Source organism: Streptomyces sp. NBC_00009 (assembly GCF_045040855.1).
In the GTDB taxonomy this organism is placed as follows: Bacteria; Actinomycetota; Actinomycetes; order Streptomycetales; family Streptomycetaceae; genus Streptomyces; species Streptomyces aureus.
On record NZ_CP108312.1, the window covers coordinates 4,673,081 to 4,690,030 of the forward strand.

16 protein-coding genes and 1 pseudogene are annotated in these 16,950 nt (G+C 71.4%); 16 read left to right on the top strand and 1 reads right to left on the bottom strand.

Going from position 1 to position 16,950, the window contains the following annotated elements; all coding sequences use genetic code 11:
- Positions 1 to 99 precede the first annotated feature (99 nt).
- From OHA58_RS21170 to hutI, 11 genes and pseudogenes are all read left to right on the top strand, one after another.
- A complete protein-coding gene (locus tag OHA58_RS21170; protein WP_405480633.1) occupies positions 100 to 1,206 on the top strand; it encodes an ABC transporter ATP-binding protein in 1,107 nt (368 codons plus the stop codon).
- Positions 1,203 to 1,850, top strand: a complete 648-nt coding sequence (locus tag OHA58_RS21175; RefSeq protein WP_266563407.1) for an ABC transporter permease — start codon at positions 1,203 to 1,205, stop codon at positions 1,848 to 1,850. Before OHA58_RS21170 ends, OHA58_RS21175 begins: the two co-directional genes overlap by 4 nt.
- Before the next feature lies 1 nt (position 1,851).
- Positions 1,852 to 2,523 (top strand): ABC transporter permease, encoded by a 672-nt coding sequence (locus OHA58_RS21180; protein WP_116512595.1) that lies wholly within the window; start codon positions 1,852 to 1,854, stop codon positions 2,521 to 2,523.
- A gap of 11 nt (positions 2,524 to 2,534) precedes the next feature.
- Positions 2,535 to 3,479 carry an ABC transporter substrate-binding protein gene (locus OHA58_RS21185; protein ID WP_405480636.1) on the top strand — a complete coding sequence of 315 codons (945 nt, stop codon included), beginning with the start codon at positions 2,535 to 2,537 and terminating at the stop codon, positions 3,477 to 3,479.
- 14 nt (positions 3,480 to 3,493) lie between these two features.
- Entirely contained in the window at positions 3,494 to 4,894 is a 1,401-nt protein-coding gene (locus OHA58_RS21190) for a purine-cytosine permease family protein (protein ID WP_405480637.1), read from the top strand.
- Between the two features lie 72 nt (positions 4,895 to 4,966).
- Positions 4,967 to 5,389, top strand: a complete 423-nt coding sequence (locus OHA58_RS21195) for a hypothetical protein (protein WP_405480638.1) — start codon at positions 4,967 to 4,969, stop codon at positions 5,387 to 5,389.
- Between the two features lie 42 nt (positions 5,390 to 5,431).
- Positions 5,432 to 5,641 (top strand): annotated as a pseudogene (locus OHA58_RS21200) (hypothetical protein); the annotation flags it as partial.
- A gap of 213 nt (positions 5,642 to 5,854) precedes the next feature.
- Positions 5,855 to 7,519, top strand: coding sequence for a urocanate hydratase (hutU, locus tag OHA58_RS21205; RefSeq protein WP_405480639.1), 1,665 nt, complete (start codon positions 5,855 to 5,857; stop codon positions 7,517 to 7,519).
- A 20-nt stretch (positions 7,520 to 7,539) separates the two neighbouring features.
- Positions 7,540 to 8,742 carry an allantoate amidohydrolase gene (locus tag OHA58_RS21210; RefSeq protein ID WP_405485084.1) on the top strand — a complete coding sequence of 401 codons (1,203 nt, stop codon included), beginning with the start codon at positions 7,540 to 7,542 and terminating at the stop codon, positions 8,740 to 8,742.
- Positions 8,733 to 10,070, top strand: a complete 1,338-nt coding sequence (locus tag OHA58_RS21215; RefSeq protein ID WP_405480640.1) for a formimidoylglutamate deiminase — start codon at positions 8,733 to 8,735, stop codon at positions 10,068 to 10,070. The genes OHA58_RS21210 and OHA58_RS21215 overlap by 10 nt, the downstream gene beginning before the upstream one ends.
- Before the next feature lie 128 nt (positions 10,071 to 10,198).
- Positions 10,199 to 11,368 (top strand): imidazolonepropionase, encoded by a 1,170-nt coding sequence (hutI, locus tag OHA58_RS21220; RefSeq protein WP_405480642.1) that lies wholly within the window; start codon positions 10,199 to 10,201, stop codon positions 11,366 to 11,368.
- A 76-nt stretch (positions 11,369 to 11,444) separates the two neighbouring features.
- Here hutI and OHA58_RS21225 read toward each other — a convergent pair whose 3' ends face one another.
- A complete protein-coding gene (locus tag OHA58_RS21225) occupies positions 11,445 to 12,341 on the bottom strand; it encodes an RNA polymerase sigma factor SigF (protein ID WP_405480643.1) in 897 nt (298 codons plus the stop codon).
- A 250-nt stretch (positions 12,342 to 12,591) separates the two neighbouring features.
- Here OHA58_RS21225 and OHA58_RS21230 point away from each other — a divergent pair, with 250 nt between their 5' ends.
- The 5 genes from OHA58_RS21230 to OHA58_RS21250 all read left to right on the top strand — a co-directional run bounded on the left by OHA58_RS21230 (position 12,592) and on the right by OHA58_RS21250 (position 16,941).
- The gene (locus OHA58_RS21230; protein ID WP_266563427.1) at positions 12,592 to 12,960 is read left to right on the top strand and encodes an STAS domain-containing protein; all 369 of its coding nucleotides are present in this window, start codon (positions 12,592 to 12,594) and stop codon (positions 12,958 to 12,960) included.
- Positions 12,961 to 13,174: 214 nt separating this feature from the next.
- Positions 13,175 to 13,696 (top strand): ATP-binding protein, encoded by a 522-nt coding sequence (locus OHA58_RS21235; RefSeq protein ID WP_405480644.1) that lies wholly within the window; start codon positions 13,175 to 13,177, stop codon positions 13,694 to 13,696.
- Positions 13,697 to 13,890: 194 nt separating this feature from the next.
- Positions 13,891 to 14,592, top strand: coding sequence for an LPXTG cell wall anchor domain-containing protein (locus OHA58_RS21240; RefSeq protein ID WP_355686379.1), 702 nt, complete (start codon positions 13,891 to 13,893; stop codon positions 14,590 to 14,592).
- 211 nt (positions 14,593 to 14,803) lie between these two features.
- Entirely contained in the window at positions 14,804 to 15,814 is a 1,011-nt protein-coding gene (locus OHA58_RS21245; RefSeq protein WP_405480646.1) for a hypothetical protein, read from the top strand.
- The gene (locus OHA58_RS21250; protein WP_405480647.1) at positions 15,811 to 16,941 is read left to right on the top strand and encodes a hypothetical protein; all 1,131 of its coding nucleotides are present in this window, start codon (positions 15,811 to 15,813) and stop codon (positions 16,939 to 16,941) included. The genes OHA58_RS21245 and OHA58_RS21250 overlap by 4 nt, the downstream gene beginning before the upstream one ends.
- The last annotated feature ends 9 nt before the right edge of the window (positions 16,942 to 16,950 follow it).

A 16,950-nucleotide genomic window follows, 5' to 3' on the forward strand; every position in this document is an offset into this window, starting at 1 on the left:
CCAGCGATTTACACGGCGATGTGTGCGAGGGCATTGACAATTTATTCAGATACAGAGAACTCTGCATGACGATATGCAGCCCGGGCAAGGGGACTCCTCATGATCCAGTTCGATACGGTCCACAAACGCTTCCCGAACGGCACGACGGCAGTGCACGACCTGACGCTCGACATGCCGGAAGGGGGCGTGACCGTCTTCGTCGGGTCTTCCGGTTGCGGCAAGACGACGAGTCTTCGCATGATCAACCGGATGGTCGACCCGACCTCCGGCACGATCCGCGTCGGCGGCCGCGACGTCCTCGAGCAGGACGCGGCCGAGCTGCGCCGCTCCATCGGGTACGTCATCCAGCAGTCGGGCCTCTTCCCGCACCGCACCGTCCTCGACAACATCGCGACGGTGCCGCTCCTGCTCGGCTGGGGCCGGCGCAAGGCGCGGGCGCGGGCGGCCGAGCTCCTGGAGACGGTCGGCCTCACCGCCGAGGCCGGCAAGCGCTACCCGCACCAGCTCTCCGGCGGCCAGCAGCAGCGCGTCGGCGTGGCCCGCGCGCTCGCCGCCGACCCGCCGGTGCTGCTCATGGACGAGCCGTTCGGCGCGGTCGACCCCGTCGTGCGTACGCAGCTCCAGGACGAACTCCTGCGTCTCCAGCAGGAGTTGAACAAGACCATTGTCTTCGTCACGCACGACATCGACGAGGCCGTGCGGCTCGGCGACCGGATAGCCGTCTTCCGCACGGGCGGTCACCTCGTCCAGTGCGCGCCGCCCGCCGAGCTGCTCGCCCGCCCCGCGGACGACTTCGTCGCCGACTTCCTCGGCGCCGAGCGCGGCCTGAAGCTGCTGTCCCTGACCACGCTCGCGGACGTCGGCCAGGGGCCGGCCCCCGAGGGCACCGGCTGGGAACTGGTCCTCGACGCGGCCCGCAAGCCGCTGCTGTGGCGCGACGAGGGCACCTCCGCCGAGGTGCCGGTGCGCCCGTTGCGGGACGCGGACTCGCTCCTGTCGGCGCTGAACGAGTCGCTCGCGGCGCCCGGCGGCCTCGTGGCCCGGGTCGACGCGGACGGCGTCCTGACGGGCGTCACGTCCCGCGACGAGATCCACGACCGCGCGGGCCTCGCCCACATAGCCGCCGGCACCCGCGTGGACGCGCCCGAGGCCACCGACGACGCCGGCGACACCGCCGTCCGCAAGGACACGGACGTGGCCTCATGACCATCGACTGGTCCTGGATATCGGAGCACACCTCCGACCTCACCACGCTCACGCTCTCGCACCTCCAGGCAGCGCTCTCCGCCGTCGTGCTGGGCCTGGTCATCTCGCTGCCGCTCGCCGTCGTCGCCCATCGCGTCAAGCCGCTGCGCGGCTTCCTGCTCGGGTTCTCGAACGTCCTGTTCACGATCCCGTCGATCGCGGTGTTCGTCCTGCTGCTCCCGGTCTCCGGGCTCACCCGCACCACCACGGTCATCGGCCTGACGATCTACACGCTCGTGGTGCTCCTGCGGAACACCGTCGAGGGCCTCGACTCGGTGCCGGCGAAGACCAAGGAGGCCGCGAAGGCCATGGGGACGCGCCCGCTGCGCACCCTGCTCACCGTCGAACTGCCGCTCGCCCTGCCGGTGATCATGGCCGGGGTGCGCATCGCGACCGTCATGGCGATCTCCCTGGTCTCCGTGGCGACGTACATCGGCGACGGCGGGCTCGGCCAGCTGTTCACCGACGGGTTCCAGCGCAACTTCCCGACCCCGGTCATCGCCGGCGTCGTGCTGACGCTGCTCCTCGCGCTCGCCGCGGACGCCGTCCTCGTCGCCGTGCAGTACGTGCTGACCCCCTGGACCCGCCGCCGGAGGAGTGCCTGAGATGTACGAACTCTTCAAGAACCTCGGCGCGTGGCTGGTCGACGGCGACCAGTGGGCGGGCCCCGACGGCATCGGGCACCGCCTCGCCGAGCACCTCCAGTACTCGCTGCTCGCCACGCTCATCGCGGCCGTCATCGCACTGCCGCTCGGCCTGCTCATCGGCCACACCGGGCGCGGCGCGTTCCTCGCGATCAACCTGTCCAGCTTCGGCCGCGCGCTGCCGACCGTCGGCCTGGTCGTCCTCGTCTTCCTGGCGAGCGGCCTGTCCATGTGGCCCGTCTACATCGCGCTCGTGGCCCTCGCGGTCCCGTCGATCGTCACCAACACGTACGCGGGCATGAGCGCCGTCGACCCGGAGGTCAAGGACGCGGCGCGCGGCCAGGGCATGCGCGGCCACCAGGTCCTGTTCCAGGTCGAGCTGCCGCTCGCGATGCCCCTGATCATGACCGGCCTGCGGCTCGCCCTGATCCAGGTCGTCGCCACGGCGACCATCGCCGCGTACGTCTCCTTCGGCGGCCTCGGCCGCTACGTCTTCGACGGGCTCGCCCAGCGCGACCTCGTGCAGGTGCTCGGCGGTGCCGTCCTCGTGGCGGTCGTCGCCGTCGTACTCGACCTCGCGCTCTCCGCACTGCAGCGCGCCCTCTTCCGCCACCGCCCCGCCAAGTCGGCCTAGGAGCACGCAAGATGAACCGCAGGACTGTCATCGGCGGCCTGTTCGCCGCAGCCTCCGTCCCCGCGCTCGCCGCGTGCAGCGGCGGCATCACCTCTCTCGACGGCCAGGGCTCGGGCGGCGGGGGCGGCGGCTCCAGCAAGAACGGCGTCACCATCGGCACCGCCAACTTCACCGAGAACCAGGTGCTCGGCTACCTGTACGCGGCCGCCCTCGAAGCGGCCGGCGTGAAGACGAAGGTCCGCCCCAACCTCGGCACCCGCGAGATCCTCATCCCCGCCCTCGAGGGCGGCGACATCGACCTGCTCCCCGAGTACCAGGGCGCCCTCCTGCACTACCTCGATGCGAAGTCGACGGCCACCGAGGAGGGCGAGATGCAGAACGCCCTCGCCGTCGCCCTGCCCAAGGGCCTGCAGATCCTTCCCTACGGCCTGGCGGAGGACTCCGACGCGTTCGTCGTCACCCGCGAGACGGCCAGGAAGTACAAGCTGACCTCGCTCGCCGACCTGGCGAAGCACAACGGCAAGCTCGTCATCGGCGCCGCGCCCGAGGTGAAGAAGCGCCAGGTCGGCGCGGTCGGCCTGAAGGACGTGTACGGCGTCGAGTTCAAGGAGTTCAAGTCCCTCGACTCGTCGGGGCCGCTGGTCAAGGGCGCACTGAAGAAGGGCGACGTGGACGTGGCGAACCTCTTCACCACCGACACGGACATCGTCGACAACGACTGGGTCGTCCTCACCGACCCCAAGAACCTCGTCCCCGGCCAGCACGTCGTCCCGCTCGTCGCCGACCGCAAGGCCGACTCGACGGTCCGCAAGGCGCTCGCGCGCCTGGGCAACGTACTGACGACGGAGCAGCTCACCGAGCTCAACCGGCAGGTGGACAAGGACAAGAAGGACCCCGAGGACGTGGCGAACGCGTACGCGCGCCAGCACGGGATCAGCAAGACGAGCAAGGGCTGAAGGAGAGTCGGATCATGGCCGAAGCACTCGTGGAGCGGCGCTCCATCGACGTAGTCCCCGACGCGGAACGCCACGGCACGGCGTTCTCGCAGTTCACGCTCTGGCTCGGCGCGAACCTCCAGATCACCGCCGTCGTGACGGGCGCGCTCGCCGTCGTCTTCGGCGGCGACGTGGTCTGGTCGCTCGTCGGTCTCGTCGTCGGCAACCTGCTGGGCGGCGCCGTCATGGCGCTGCACTCGGCGCAGGGCCCCCGGCTCGGCCTGCCGCAGATGATCCAGTCCCGCGCCCAGTTCGGTGTGCGCGGCGCGGTCGTCCCGCTGCTCCTGGTGATCCTGATGTACGTCGGGTTCTTCGCCAGCGGCAGCGTGCTCGCCGGGCAGGCCGTCGGTGAGCTCACGCACACCGGCGACACCACGGGCATCGTCGTGTTCGCCCTGGTCACCGGCGCGATGGCGACCGTCGGCTACCGCGTCATCCACGCGCTCGGCCGGGTCGCCAGCATCGTGTGCGCCATCGCCTTCGTCTACCTCGGCATCCGGCTCCTGGACCGGGTCGACCTGTCCGCGCTGCTGCACGACGCGCACTTCGACGCCCCGATGTTCCTGCTCGCCATCTCGCTCTCCGCGTCCTGGCAGCTCGCCTTCGGCCCGTACGTCGCGGACTACTCGCGCTATCTGCCCCGCACGACGTCGGCGAAGTCCACGTTCTGGTGGACGCTGTCGGGGTCGGCGATCGGCTCGCAGTGGTCGATGACGTTCGGCGTCCTCGTCGCGGCGACGGCGGGCGCGAAGTTCCTCGACAACCAGGTCAGTTACGTGGTCGGCCTCGGCGGCGCCGGGATCATCGCCTCGTTCCTGTACTTCGTGATCGCGCTCGGCAAGCTGACCATCAACGTGCTCAACACGTACGGCGGCTTCATGTCGATGGTGACGAGCGTCAGCGGATTCCGCGGTCAGAAGGTCCTCTCGCAGCGCGCCAGGGCCGCGTACATCGCGCTGATCATGATCGCGGGCACGGCGGTCGCGCTGGTCGGCAAGGACAGCTTCCTGTCGTCCTTCAAGGACTTCCTGCTGTTCCTGCTGACGTTCTTCACGCCCTGGTCGGCGATCAACCTGGTCGACTACTACCTGATCTCCAAGGAGCGGTACGACATCCCGGCGCTCTCCGACCCGCACGGGCGCTACGGGGCCTGGCGCTGGGACGCGCTCACCGTGTACGCGATCGGGCTCCTCGCGCAGCTCCCCTTCCTCGCCACGCACTTCTACACGGGCCCGCTCGTCGAGCCGCTCGGCGGCGCCGACATCTCCTGGATCGTGGGGCTCGTGGTGCCGGCCGTCCTGTACTGGGCCGTGGCCCGGCGCAACACAGCGCACATCCCCGAGCGGACGCTGCGTGAGCCGGTGGCGGCCGAGTAGGGCCCGGCCCAGGGACAAGAGGGGGGTTAGCCCCACTGTCACGGCGGCGCCGGCTCCGTACCGTAGGCCGGTATGGAAGCCCGTGACGCCGAACTCAAGAAGGAACTCGACGCCACCCTGCACGCACGCAGGGAACTCGGCGAAGAGTACGAGTCCGCGCTCGTCGACTCGTTCCTGGACAAGGTCGAGCAGCGCCTCGACGGTGCCGTGGACCGCCGCGTGCGGCGGCAGCTGGCGGAGCAGCAGATGGTCGTCGCCCGGGGCGCGCGCTCCCCGCGCGGCGACAGCGACAGCTGGGGCGAGCGCTTCGGCTTCGGCATCGTCTCCCTGGTCCTCGCCATCCCGCTGTCCGCGATCGCCGTCGTCAACGCCGATCTGCCGGGCCTGCTGATCGCCTGGACGGGCATCGTCGGGGTGAACGCGCTGCACGCGGTGCGGTGGATGCCGCGCTTCGGGTCGCGCAAGGAGCGCGACACCTCGGACTGGGAGGACTGAGCCCCCTTACGCTTTCAGGGAGCCCTCAGATTCCCTCGCACGGTCGCGGGCGTCCGGCGAAAGCGCTGCGCGGGCCTGGCGCGCTCGGCGCCCCGCGCGGGCAAGCACGACGTGCTCCAGGACCGCGCGGTGACGGTGCGCAACTGGCGCCGCGGCCACCGCTGGTGGCTGCTCCTCGCCTTCCTCGCCGCCCTCGGCTCCGCCTTCGCGCTGCCCGCCGCGGGCGGCCTCCTCGTCGCCGGCACGGGCGCGACGCGGCGCCGTCCCTGAGCGGGCGTGCGGGCCAGGCTGCCCTGCCTCATGGTCCCCGCTCGGCGAGTCCCCGACGCTGCCGAGGGTCTGTGACCAGGCAATCACCCATGTCCGGCGCGGCAGCGCGGCAACCGGCCGCGGAGATGTATTGACTAGCTCTATTCAGAACGCCAGGATGTGAATAATCACGGCAACAGTTTCTAGGAGGCAGCCATGTCAGGACCCCGCCCCGTACGAGCCCCGCGCGGTACGGAACTGAGCACCCTGGGATGGCAGCAGGAGGGCGCCCTGCGGATGCTCATGAACAACCTCGACGCGGAGGTTGCCGAGCATCCCGACAAGCTGGTCGTCTACGGGGGCACCGGCAAGGCGGCCCGGTCCTGGGAGGCGTTCGACGCGATCGTGCGCACGCTCAAGACGCTGAAGGACGACGAGACCCTCCTCGTCCAGTCCGGTAAGCCGGTCGGTGTCATGCGCACCAGCGAGTGGGCGCCGCGCGTGCTGCTCGCCAACTCCAACCTGGTGGGCGACTGGGCCAACTGGGAGGAGTTCCGCAAGCTGGAGGCCGAGGGCCTGACCATGTACGGGCAGATGACGGCCGGTTCGTGGATCTACATCGGCTCCCAGGGCATCGTCCAGGGCACCTACGAGACCTTCGGCGCCGTCGCCCGCAAGAAGTTCAACGGCACCCTCGCCGGGACCATCACCCTCACCGCCGGCGTCGGCGGCATGGGCGGCGCCCAGCCCCTCGCGGTCACCATGAACGAGGGCGTCGCCATCTGCGTCGACGTCGACGAGACCCGCATCGACCGCCGCATCGGCACCCGCTACCTGGACGTGAAGGCCGACAACCTGGACCACGCCCTGGAGCTCGCCGTCCAGGCCCGTGACGAGCGCCGCGGCCTGTCCATCGGCGTGGTGGGCAACGCCGCCGAGATCTTCCCGGAGCTGCTGCGTCGCGAGGCCCCGATCGACATCGTCACCGACCAGACCTCCGCCCACGACCCGCTGGCCTACCTGCCCGTCGGCATCTCGGTCGAGGACTGGGACAAGGAGCGCGAGGCCGACCCGGCCGGCTTCACCGACAAGGCGCGCCACTCGATGCGCCTCCATGTCGAGGCCATGATCGGCTTCCTCGACCGCGGCGCCGAGGTCTTCGACTACGGCAACTCCATCCGCGACGAGGCCCGCAAGGCGGGCTGCGAGCGTGCCTTCGACTTCCCCGGCTTCGTCCCGGCGCACATCCGCCCGCTGTTCGAGGAGGGCCTCGGCCCGTTCCGCTGGGCCGCCCTGTCCGGCGACCCGGAGGACATCGCCAAGACCGACAAGGCGATCAAGGAGCTGTTCCCGGAGAACAAGCACCTGCACCGCTGGATCGACATGGCCGCCGAGCGGATCGCCTTCGAAGGCCTGCCCGCGCGCATCTGCTGGCTCGGCTACGGCGAGCGCCACCTCGCCGGTCTGAAGTTCAACGAGATGGTCGCCTCCGGCGAGCTCTCCGCCCCGGTCGCCATCGGCCGTGACCACCTCGACTCCGGCTCGGTCGCCTCCCCGTACCGCGAGACCGAGGCCATGAAGGACGGCTCCGACGCCATCGCCGACTGGCCGCTGCTCAACGCCCTGGTCAACACGTCCTCCGGCGCCACCTGGGTCTCCATCCACCACGGCGGCGGCGTCGGCATGGGCCGCTCCATCCACGCCGGCCAGGTCTGCGTCGCCGACGGCACCGAGCTGGCCGCGCAGAAGATCGAGCGCGTCCTCACCAACGACCCGGCGATGGGCGTCATCCGCCACGTCGACGCGGGCTACGAGCACGCGGCCGAGGTCGCGGCCGAGCGCGGGGTGCGGGTGCCGATGCGCGAGGGTGACGACGCGTGACGAGTCCTTCCTTCGGCGAGATGTGGCGCGACCTCGCGCCCATCGGCCGCAACAACGAGAGCGGCGGCTACCGCCGCTACGCCTGGACCGCCGCCGACACCGACTGCCGGGCCTGGTTCAAGGACCAGGCCGAGTCCCGTGGCCTGACCTACGAACTCGACCGCAACGGCAATCAGTGGGCCTGGCTCGGCGACCCCGCCGCGGGGGACGCCGTCGTCACGGGCTCCCACCTGGACTCCGTACCGGACGGCGGCGCGTTCGACGGGCCCCTCGGGGTCGTGTCGTCCTTCGCCGCCCTCGACGAACTCCGCCGCAGGGGAGTGGAGTTCACCCGCCCCCTCGCCCTCACCAACTTCGGTGACGAGGAGGGGGCCCGGTTCGGCCTGGCCTGCGTCGGCTCCCGCCTCGCCGCGGGCAAGCTCACCCCGGCCCAGGCCGCCGAGCTGCGCGACATGGACGGCGTCAGCCTCCCGCAGGCCATGGAGCGCGCGGGCTACGACCCCGAGGCGATCGGCCCGGACCAGGAGCGGCTCGCCCGCATCGGCGCGTTCGTCGAGCTGCACGTGGAGCAGGGCCGCGCCCTGGACCTGTCCGGCGACGCCGTGGGCATCGCGAGCGCGATCTGGCCGCACGGCCGCTGGCGCTTCGACTTCCGCGGCGAGGCCAACCACGCGGGCACCACGCGTCTCGTGGACCGCCGCGACCCGATGCTGTCGTACGCGCAGACCGTCCTCGCGGCCCGCCGCGAGGCGGAACTCGCGGGCGCCGTCGCCACGTTCGGCAAGATCTCCGTCGAGCCGAACGGCGTCAACGCCATCCCGTCCCTGGTCCGCGGCTGGCTCGACTCCCGCGCCGCCGACCAGCAGACCCTCGACACGGTCGTCACGGCCGTCGAGAAGGCGGCCCGCGAGTACGCCGACGCGCACGGCATCGACCTGGAGACCGTGCGCGAGTCGTTCACGCCGGTCGTCGAGTTCGACCACGCGCTGCGCGACGAGCTCGGCCGCATCCTCGGCACCGACGACAGCCTCACCGTCCCCGTCCTCGGCACGGGCGCGGGACACGACGCCGGAATCCTCGCGGACTCCGTGCCGACCGCCATGCTGTTCGTGCGCAACCCCACGGGCGTCTCGCACTCCCCGGCCGAACACGCCGCGGAGGACGACTGCCTGGCCGGGGTGGGCGCACTCGCCGACGTACTGGAGGGCCTGGCGTGCAGGTGACCTACTGGCTGGAGCATGCCTGGCTCGACCCGGAGGTCGAGCCGGGCGTGGTCGTCGAGGTGTCGACGGACGGCCGCATCGCGGACGTGCGCACCGGCGTCGGCACCCCGCCCCCCGGCGCGACCGTTCTGCGCGGCCTGACCGTCCCCGGCCTGGCCAACGCCCACAGCCACGCCTTCCACCGTGCCCTGCGCTCCACCGTCCAGGTGGGCTCGGGCACGTTCTGGACGTGGCGCGAGGTCATGTACTCGGTCGCGGACCGGCTGACCCCGGACACGTATCACGCGCTGGCCAGGGCGGTGTACGCGGAGATGGCGCTCGCCGGGATCACCACCGTCGGCGAGTTCCATTATCTGCACCACGCGCCGGACGGCGTCCCGTACGACGACCCCAACGCGATGGGCGAGGCCCTGATCGCGGCGGCGGCCGAGGCCGGCATCCGCATCACGCTCCTCGACACGGCCTACGTCTCCTCGGGCTTCGGCAAGGAGCCCGACCGCCACCAGCGGCGGTTCTCCGACGGCACGACCGAGGCGTGGGCCGAGCGGGCCATGCTCCTCAAGGACCGCGACCACGCGCGCATCGGCGCGGCGATCCACTCCGTGCGGGCCGTCCCCGCGGACCAGCTCGACACGGTCGCCGAGTGGGCGAGGACGCGCGGCGCGCCTCTGCACGTCCACCTCTCCGAGCAGACCGCGGAGAACGAGGCGTGCCTGGCCGCGCACGACTGCACGCCGACCCGGCTCCTCGCGGACCACGGCGTGCTCGGCCCGAACACCACGGGTGTCCACAACACGCACCTCACCGACGAGGACATCGCCCTGCTGGGCGGTTCCGGGACGGGCACGTGCATGTGCCCCACCACGGAACGCGACCTGGCGGACGGCATCGGCCCCGCCGTCGCCCTCCAGAAGGAGGGCTCACCGCTCTCCCTGGGCTCGGACAGCCACGCCGTCATCGACCTCTTCGAAGAGGCGCGGGCGATGGAGCTGAACGAGCGGCTGCGCACGCGGACGCGGGGCCACTGGACGGCGGCGGCGCTGCTGCGCGCCGCCACGGCCGACGGTCACGCGGCGCTCGGCTGGAACGACGCCGGACGGATCGAACGCGGGGCGCTCGCCGACCTCACGACGGTCGCGCTGGACTCCGTACGGACGGCGGGCCCGGTGCCGCGCCTCGGGGCGGAGACGGCGGTGTTCGCGGCGTCGGCCGCGGACGTGCGGCACACGGTCGTGGGCGGCCGGCACATCGTCCGTGACGGCCGGCACGAGCTGGTCGGAGACGTCCCCGGGGCGCTGGCCGCGGCGATCGGGGCGCTGCGGGGCTGAGTTCAAGGGCGCCGCCCCAGCCAAATCCAGCCCCTCCGGCGCTTGAGGAGCGGGGTCTGGGGCGGAGCCCCGGATTCGGGAAGGGGCGGGTTTGGGGAAAAGAAATCCCCCACCCACGGAGAGGAACCATGACCACCACCGTCATCACCAACATCGGCTCCCTGGTCACCAACGACCCGGCCCACGGCGACACCCCCCTCGGCCTCATCGAGAACGCCGCCGTAGTCATCGACGGCGACCGGATCGCCTGGGTGGGGCCGCAGGCGAAGGCCCCCGCCGCCGACGCCACCCACGACGCCGAGGGCCGCGCCGTCATCCCCGGTTTCGTCGACTCGCACTCCCACCTGGTGTTCGCGGGCGACCGCACCCAGGAGTTCAACGCCCGCATGTCGGGCCGCAGTTACTCCGCCGGAGGCATCCGTACGACGGTAGCGGCCACCCGCGCCGCCACGGACGCGGAGCTGGAGGCGAACCTCACCCACTACCTCGCAGAGGCGCTGCGCCAGGGCACGACGACGTTCGAGACGAAGTCGGGCTACGGGCTGACCACCAAGGACGAGGAGAGGGCGCTGCGCATCGCGGCGCGGCACACCGACGAGGTCACCTACCTCGGCGCGCACATCGTGTCGCCGGACTACGCGGACGACCCGGCCGCCTACGTCGCGCTCGTCACCGGCGAGATGCTGGACGCCTGCGCCCCGCACGCCCGCTGGGTCGACGTCTTCTGCGAGAAGGGCGCCTTCGACGGCGACCAGGCCCGCGCGATCCTTAACGCCGGCATGGCCCGCGGCCTGCACCCCCGCGTCCACGCGAACCAGCTCGGCCACGGGCCCGGGGTCCAGCTCGCCGTCGAGCTCGACGCGGCGAGCGCCGACCACTGCACACACCTCACGGACGCGGACGTCGACGCCCTCGCCAACAGCGGGACGGTCGCCACGCTGCTGCCCGGCGCCGAGTTCTCCACGCGCGCCGAGTGGCCCGACGCCCGCCGCCTCCTGGACGCGGGAGCGACCGTGGCGCTGTCCACGGACTGCAACCCGGGCTCGTCCTTCACGTCCTCGGTGCCGTTCTGCATCGCCCTGGCCGTACGGGACATGGGGATGACCCCGGACGAGGCGATCTGGTCCGCGACGGCGGGCGGCGCGCGGGCGCTGCGCCGCGACGACATCGGCCGCGTGGCGCCGGGCGCGTACGCGGACCTGGCCCTGCTCGACGCGCCGAGCCATGTGCACCTGGCCTACCGGCCGGGCGTGCCGCTGGTGTCGGCGGTCTGGCGGCGCGGAGTACGCGCCGCCTGAGCCGCAACACACGTCGCCTCCGCGCTGTATGCGCGGAGGCGATGGAGGTCATGGCTCCAGCGTGACGGCTGTTCCTCTATTCCTCGAGCGTGAGGCCCTTGCGCAGGCGTACCAGCGTGCGCGACAGCAGCCGGGACACGTGCATCTGGGAGATGCCCAGCTCCTCACCGATCTCCGACTGCGTCATGTTGGCGACGAAGCGCAGGGAGAGGATCTTCCGGTCCCGGGACGGGAGCTCGGCGATCAGGGGCTTCAGGGACTCGACGTACTCGATGCCCTCGAGCCCGTGGTCCTCGTACCCGATGCGGTCCGTGAGCGCGCCCTCGGAGTCGTCCTCCTCGGGCTGCGCGTCCAGGGAGCTGGCCGTGTAGGCGTTGGACGCCGCCATGCCCTCGACGACCTCGTCGTTCGTGATGCCCAGGCGCTCGGCGAGCTCGCCCACCGTCGGTGCGCGGTCGAACTGCTGGGCGAGTTCGTCGCCCGCCTTGGCAAGGTCGAGACGAAGCTCCTGGAGCCGCCGCGGAACGCGGACCGACCAGGACGTGTCACGGAAGAAGCGCTTGATCTCGCCGACGATGGTCGGCATCGCGAACGTGGGGAACTCGACGCCACGGCTCAGCTCGAAGCGGTCGATCGCCTTGATCAGGCCGATCGTGCCGACCTGGATGATGTCCTCCATCGGCTCGCTGCGGGAGCGGAACCGGCCGGCCGCGAACTTCACCAGCGCGAGATTGAGTTCAACGAGCGTATTGCGGACATACGAATACTCGTGGGTGCCCTCTTCGAGGGACTCCAGCCGTCCGAAAAGCGTTTTGGACAGGGCCCGGGCGTCCATGGGGCCCACCTCGTCGAAAGGCGGGATCTCCGGCAGGCCGGCCAGGTTGTCGAAGGCCTCGTGTTCCGGTGGGGGTGTCGACGTCGACGCCTGGTCACTACGCGATTCGTCGAGCCGGGGTGACATGATGTCCTCCATCGTTCTCGGCATATGGCTGCCGATGCCAATACGTGCACTGCGGTGTGCGGCGCCTCCAAAGCCGGTCGTGGTCGATAGTTGCCCTTACTAGGGTTACCCGCTTTCACGCTCCGCCCGCAAGTGCGTTCTGTCCGTAAATGTCCGATTCCTAGGGGTTGTTCGGGTACCGGAGCGCGTAGCGAAGGCGTAGTGTTCGAGGGCGTCAATGAACAGCCACGACGGTCGAGAAGACTCGGAAGAGAGATACGTCATGGACCGCGGGACAGTCGGCAGCGCACATCGGGGCCGGCTTCTGGTCGAGGTGCGGGAAGAGGGCGCCAGCGCCGTCGTGACTCCGGTGGGTGAGCTGGATCACCACACCGCCGATCTATTGCGAGAACCCCTGGAGAGCTGTCTCACCGCCGGATTCTCACGGCTGGTGATCGACTGCTCACGGCTGGAGTTCTGTGATTCCACCGGGCTCAATGTGCTGCTCGGTGCCCGCCTCAAGGCGGAAGCCGCCGGAGGCGGAGTCCATCTGGCCGGGATGCTGCCCGTGGTGGCCCGGGTCTTCGAGATCACCGGCGCGGAGGCCGTCTTCACCGTCCATGAGTCGCTCAGCGCGGCTCTCGACGACTGACAGGGCGCGTACGCAGGTGAAGCACGGAAGTTACGCGTCAGTTGTCTCTATGTGATCGAGGCGTTACCAGCGTCACACCAGCCATGCCGAACAAGTGGGTGTTCCCACGGTTCGGTCGGGCAGGAGTCAAGCTGGGCCCCACGCCGGGCCACGCCGCCATGGCGGTTCGTTTCCACACATCACACGTCAAGAGTCTCGGTGAGGTGAAGTGCTGATGAGCACCACCCGGCCTTACTCGCCGGGCGACCGCGGCCCGGAGCCGGAAGCCGCCGGCGAGACCGGTGGCACGCCAGGTCTGCCCCCCGCCGACGTCGGGCGGGCAGTCGGGCACCAGAGCCGCAGGCTGAACCTGGTCGGGGCGGCCGGCATCGTCCCCCTGGCCCGTGACTTCACCCGCGAGGCGCTGCACGCGTGGGGCTGGATGCCGGCGGACACCGCCGACCGTCGGGCCGCCGCCGAGGACGTCCTGCTCGTCGTCTCCGAGCTGGTCACCAACGCCTGCCTGCACGCCGAGGGCCCCGACGAGCTGCGCATCTCCTGCGACGCCAAGGTGCTGCGCATCGAGGTCTCCGACCGGGGGGCCGGCCAGCCCGCACCCCGGACCCCGCACCGCGCCGGCCGCCCCGGCGGGCACGGGATGTTCATCGTGCAGCGCCTGTGCGTGGACTGGGGGGTCGTCAGGACCGCGGGCGTCCCCGGCAAGACCGTGTGGGCCGAAGTCGGGGCGCCCGCCTGACGGGAGCCCTTGGGGGGCCTGGGGTTACCCCCGGTTCGCACGTCTCTTCGCACGCGCCGGATCCCATCGGATCCGGCGCGCACTTATGTCTTCCCTCGACAAGGTCCCCGGCGTACCTTGAGCGCCCAATCTGATGTGCCGTCAGTAACTTGGCGCGTGCAACTCAGGAACTCCCGGCATGAGGGGAACTCGAGGTGTCGTACCGGACGTACCAGAAGCGAACGGCAGCGCTCGCGCTGGCCGCGGCCCTGGCCGGCTCCGGGGTGCTGATGGCCGCCCCCGCAGCCCAGGCCGATGTGCAGGACGTCAACTACCAGTGCAAGACGCCGATCGGGAACAAGGGAGCGGTCTCCCCGATCGACATCAAGGGCGTGAAGAGCGGCAGCGGCTACAAGATCACCATGTCCTTCCAGAAGGGCGTCTCGTCCAGCCCGGTCGAGCTCGGCAAGGGCGCCATGAAGCCCAGCGCCGTCATCAAACTGGGCGGCGCGGAGACCGGCTCCCTGCCGGTGTCCGGGCCGCCGAACGCGGAGGCGGTCCCCGCCAACACCCCCATCAAGATCAGCGACCTGTCGGGCACCTACACCCCCGCGAAGAGCGGCAAGGTCACCTTCACGGCGGGTGTCCTCACCATCAAGGCGCTCGGCACCACGACCACGTGCACACCCGCGAACAGCCCGAAGCCGTCACTGACCCTGGACGTCAAGTCGGCCGGGGGCGGCGGCACTTCGGGCGGATCCTCGGGCGGCTCGCAGAGCACCCCGTCCGGCGGCGAACTGCCGCAGACGGGACCCGAGGACTCCGCGATCGCGCTCGGCACCCTCGGCGGCACGGTGCTGCTCGCGGGCGCCGCGGGCGTGCTGTGGCTGACGCGGCGCAACCAGGCGGCGCGCTGACCCTAGGGCCTCTCGTTTGGATCAGGCCGGGCTCGCGGGCCCTGGCACCGCACCTCGCGGCGTTGTCGTCAGTCCCCGACTCCCCCAAGCTCTCGGCTTCGCTCGAGCAGGGGCCCCCATGACCCCGCTCCCTGATCCAGCCTGATCCAAACGAAAGGCCCTGGGCGGCCGTGCCCGTCCGACATCCGTACGCGACGACCTGGAGCCGCCGATGCCGTCCAGTCCCCGGGCCCGCGCCCGCCTGCGCGCGCTGTGCGGGGCCGCCGTCCTGCTGACCGCAGGGGCGGGGGTCCCGGCGGCCGCGGCCGGCACGGCGCCCGCCTGGTCCGTCTCGCCGTCGGCCGGCGGCGGCACCAGGCCCGCACAGGACGGGCGCCCCTACTTCTACGCGGAGGGGGTGCCCGGCACCGTGCTCCAGGACAAGGTGGCCGTGACCAACCCCGGCGGCCGCCCTCTGACCGTACGGCTGCGTGGCGCCGACGCCGACAACACCGGCACCGGCGCCCTCTCCCTGCGCACGAGGTCGACCGACACGGGCGCGTGGATCACCTTCGCCCGGCGCGAGGTGAGGATTCCGGCGCGCACCCGCGCCGAGGTGCCCTTCACCGTCACCGTCCCGGCCGACGCCACACCCGGCGACCACCCGGGCGCCGTCGTGGCGAGCGCGAACGGGCGGGACTCCGGGGTCAGCGTCCATCTGCGGGTCAGTGGCCCCACCCTCTCGGCGCTCACCGTCGAGCGGGTCAGGGTCGCCGGCGGCCGGATCTCGTACGACCTCGTCAACCGCGGCAACACCGTCCTGACCCCGAGGCTCGCCGTGCGCGCCGACGGCGTACTCGGCCGGGCGCTCGACCGGCGCCCGCGCACCCTGCCGGTCGAGCTGCTGCCGGGCCGCCGCGTCACCCTCAGCGAGCCCTGGAAGAACGCCCCCGCCCTCGACTCGGTCCGGGTGCGGCTCACGGTCACGGCCGGGGGCGGCGCGCACGACGAGGCGACGGCGACGAAGCGGTTCGTGCCGTGGGCGGCGGTGGCCGGAACGTGCGCCGTGATCCTGGCCGCCGGGGGCGCGGCCTTCTGGTTCGTACGCCGACGGCGGCATGCGAACGGCGGCAATGGCGGCAATGGCGCGAACGGCGCGAACGGCGCGAACGGCGAGAACGGCGCGAACGGCGAGAAGAGCGGGAACCACGGGAGCCAAGAGATCCAAGGGAGTTGGTCATGAACCGCCGCCACCGCTGCGGGCCCCGGCTGTGGGCGGCAGCGCTCGTCCTCGTCGCCGCTCTCGGCCTCGCCGCGCTGCCGATGCAGGCCGCCTCCGCCGCCGAGGGGCCGGCCGTCACCCTCTCCAAGTCCCAGGCGGGCACGGGCGGTTCGATCACCGTCAGCGGCTCGGGCTGGCGTCCCAAGACGCTGCTCATGATGCTGATCTGCGGCCAGTCCGAACCCGGCAGGGGAGTCATCGGCGGCACGAACTCCTGCGCCAACGCCGACGGCCGCGCCGTCACCACCGGGGACAAGGGCACCTTCAGCAAGAAGCTCCCGGTCGCCGAGCCGCCCGTGCCCTGCCCGTGCGTCGTCCACGTGGCGACCGTCACCGGCGACAAGGCGCAGGCGGACGCGGTGCTCAAGGTCGCGGGCCATCCGGTCGAGGCGCTCCCCGCGCAGTCGGGCGGCGGCAAGCTGTCCGTCCTCACCGACACCCGGCTCGACGGTTCGAGCGGCGTCCTGACCTGGTTCGGCGCCCCGGCGTCACGCACCTTCGTCTTCACCGTCGGCAACGTCGGCTCGGCCCCCCTCAAGGACCCGGTCTTCCAGGTCGGCACCTCTCACGGCGTGTTCGCCCCGCAGTGGGAGGACCAGCAGTGGCGCGGCACGATCGCCCCCGGCAGGAAGGCGCAGATCAAGCTGCCCGTCGAGCTCACCTCGGGGGCGCACGGCAACTACCTCGTCTCCCTCAAGTTCGGCGGCAAGGTCCTCGCCGAGCAGCCGTGGGGCGTGGGCCGCCCCTGGGGCGTGACGCTCTTCTGGATCCTGCTCTGCGTCGTCGTACCGGCCGCCGTGTTCCGTATCGGGATGGCCGTCGTCGACCGTGTACGCCCTCGGCGGTCCGGTGGCGCGGGCCGGCACCGGGGCGCGCTGCGCTTTCCCGAACTGGCTGCGCGCGTACCGAAGCTGCGCCTGCCCGAGTCCTCCCGGCGCGCCGCGAGCCCGCCGCGCGACACCACGGAATCCGGCACCCACACCACTACGGCCCTGCCCTGGTTCACCCCGGACACCGATCCGGGCGCACCGGCCGGTCAGCTCTCCGCACCGTCAGACAACAGCCCGACAACGAAGGGGAACACGTGAGCACCCAAC

What these genes read in the sequence shown, in the direction of transcription:
- OHA58_RS21190 (WP_405480637.1), top strand. Translation starts at nt 3,494, where the DNA reads ATGGCCGAAGCACTCGTGGAGCGGCGCTCCATCGACGTAGTCCCCGAC.
- OHA58_RS21210 (WP_405485084.1), top strand. Translation starts at nt 7,540, where the DNA reads ATGTGGCGCGACCTCGCGCCCATCGGCCGCAACAACGAGAGCGGCGGC.
- OHA58_RS21250 (WP_405480647.1), top strand. Translation starts at nt 15,811, where the DNA reads ATGAACCGCCGCCACCGCTGCGGGCCCCGGCTGTGGGCGGCAGCGCTC.
- OHA58_RS21180 (WP_116512595.1), top strand. Translation starts at nt 1,852, where the DNA reads ATGTACGAACTCTTCAAGAACCTCGGCGCGTGGCTGGTCGACGGCGAC.
- OHA58_RS21235 (WP_405480644.1), top strand. Translation starts at nt 13,175, where the DNA reads ATGAGCACCACCCGGCCTTACTCGCCGGGCGACCGCGGCCCGGAGCCG.
- OHA58_RS21185 (WP_405480636.1), top strand. Translation starts at nt 2,535, where the DNA reads ATGAACCGCAGGACTGTCATCGGCGGCCTGTTCGCCGCAGCCTCCGTC.
- hutU (WP_405480639.1), top strand. Translation starts at nt 5,855, where the DNA reads ATGTCAGGACCCCGCCCCGTACGAGCCCCGCGCGGTACGGAACTGAGC.
- hutI (WP_405480642.1), top strand. Translation starts at nt 10,199, where the DNA reads ATGACCACCACCGTCATCACCAACATCGGCTCCCTGGTCACCAACGAC.
- OHA58_RS21175 (WP_266563407.1), top strand. Translation starts at nt 1,203, where the DNA reads ATGACCATCGACTGGTCCTGGATATCGGAGCACACCTCCGACCTCACC.
- OHA58_RS21225 (WP_405480643.1), bottom strand. Translation starts at nt 12,341, where the DNA reads ATGGAGGACATCATGTCACCCCGGCTCGACGAATCGCGTAGTGACCAG.
- OHA58_RS21195 (WP_405480638.1), top strand. Translation starts at nt 4,967, where the DNA reads ATGGAAGCCCGTGACGCCGAACTCAAGAAGGAACTCGACGCCACCCTG.
- OHA58_RS21230 (WP_266563427.1), top strand. Translation starts at nt 12,592, where the DNA reads ATGGACCGCGGGACAGTCGGCAGCGCACATCGGGGCCGGCTTCTGGTC.
- OHA58_RS21170 (WP_405480633.1), top strand. Translation starts at nt 100, where the DNA reads ATGATCCAGTTCGATACGGTCCACAAACGCTTCCCGAACGGCACGACG.
- OHA58_RS21245 (WP_405480646.1), top strand. Translation starts at nt 14,804, where the DNA reads ATGCCGTCCAGTCCCCGGGCCCGCGCCCGCCTGCGCGCGCTGTGCGGG.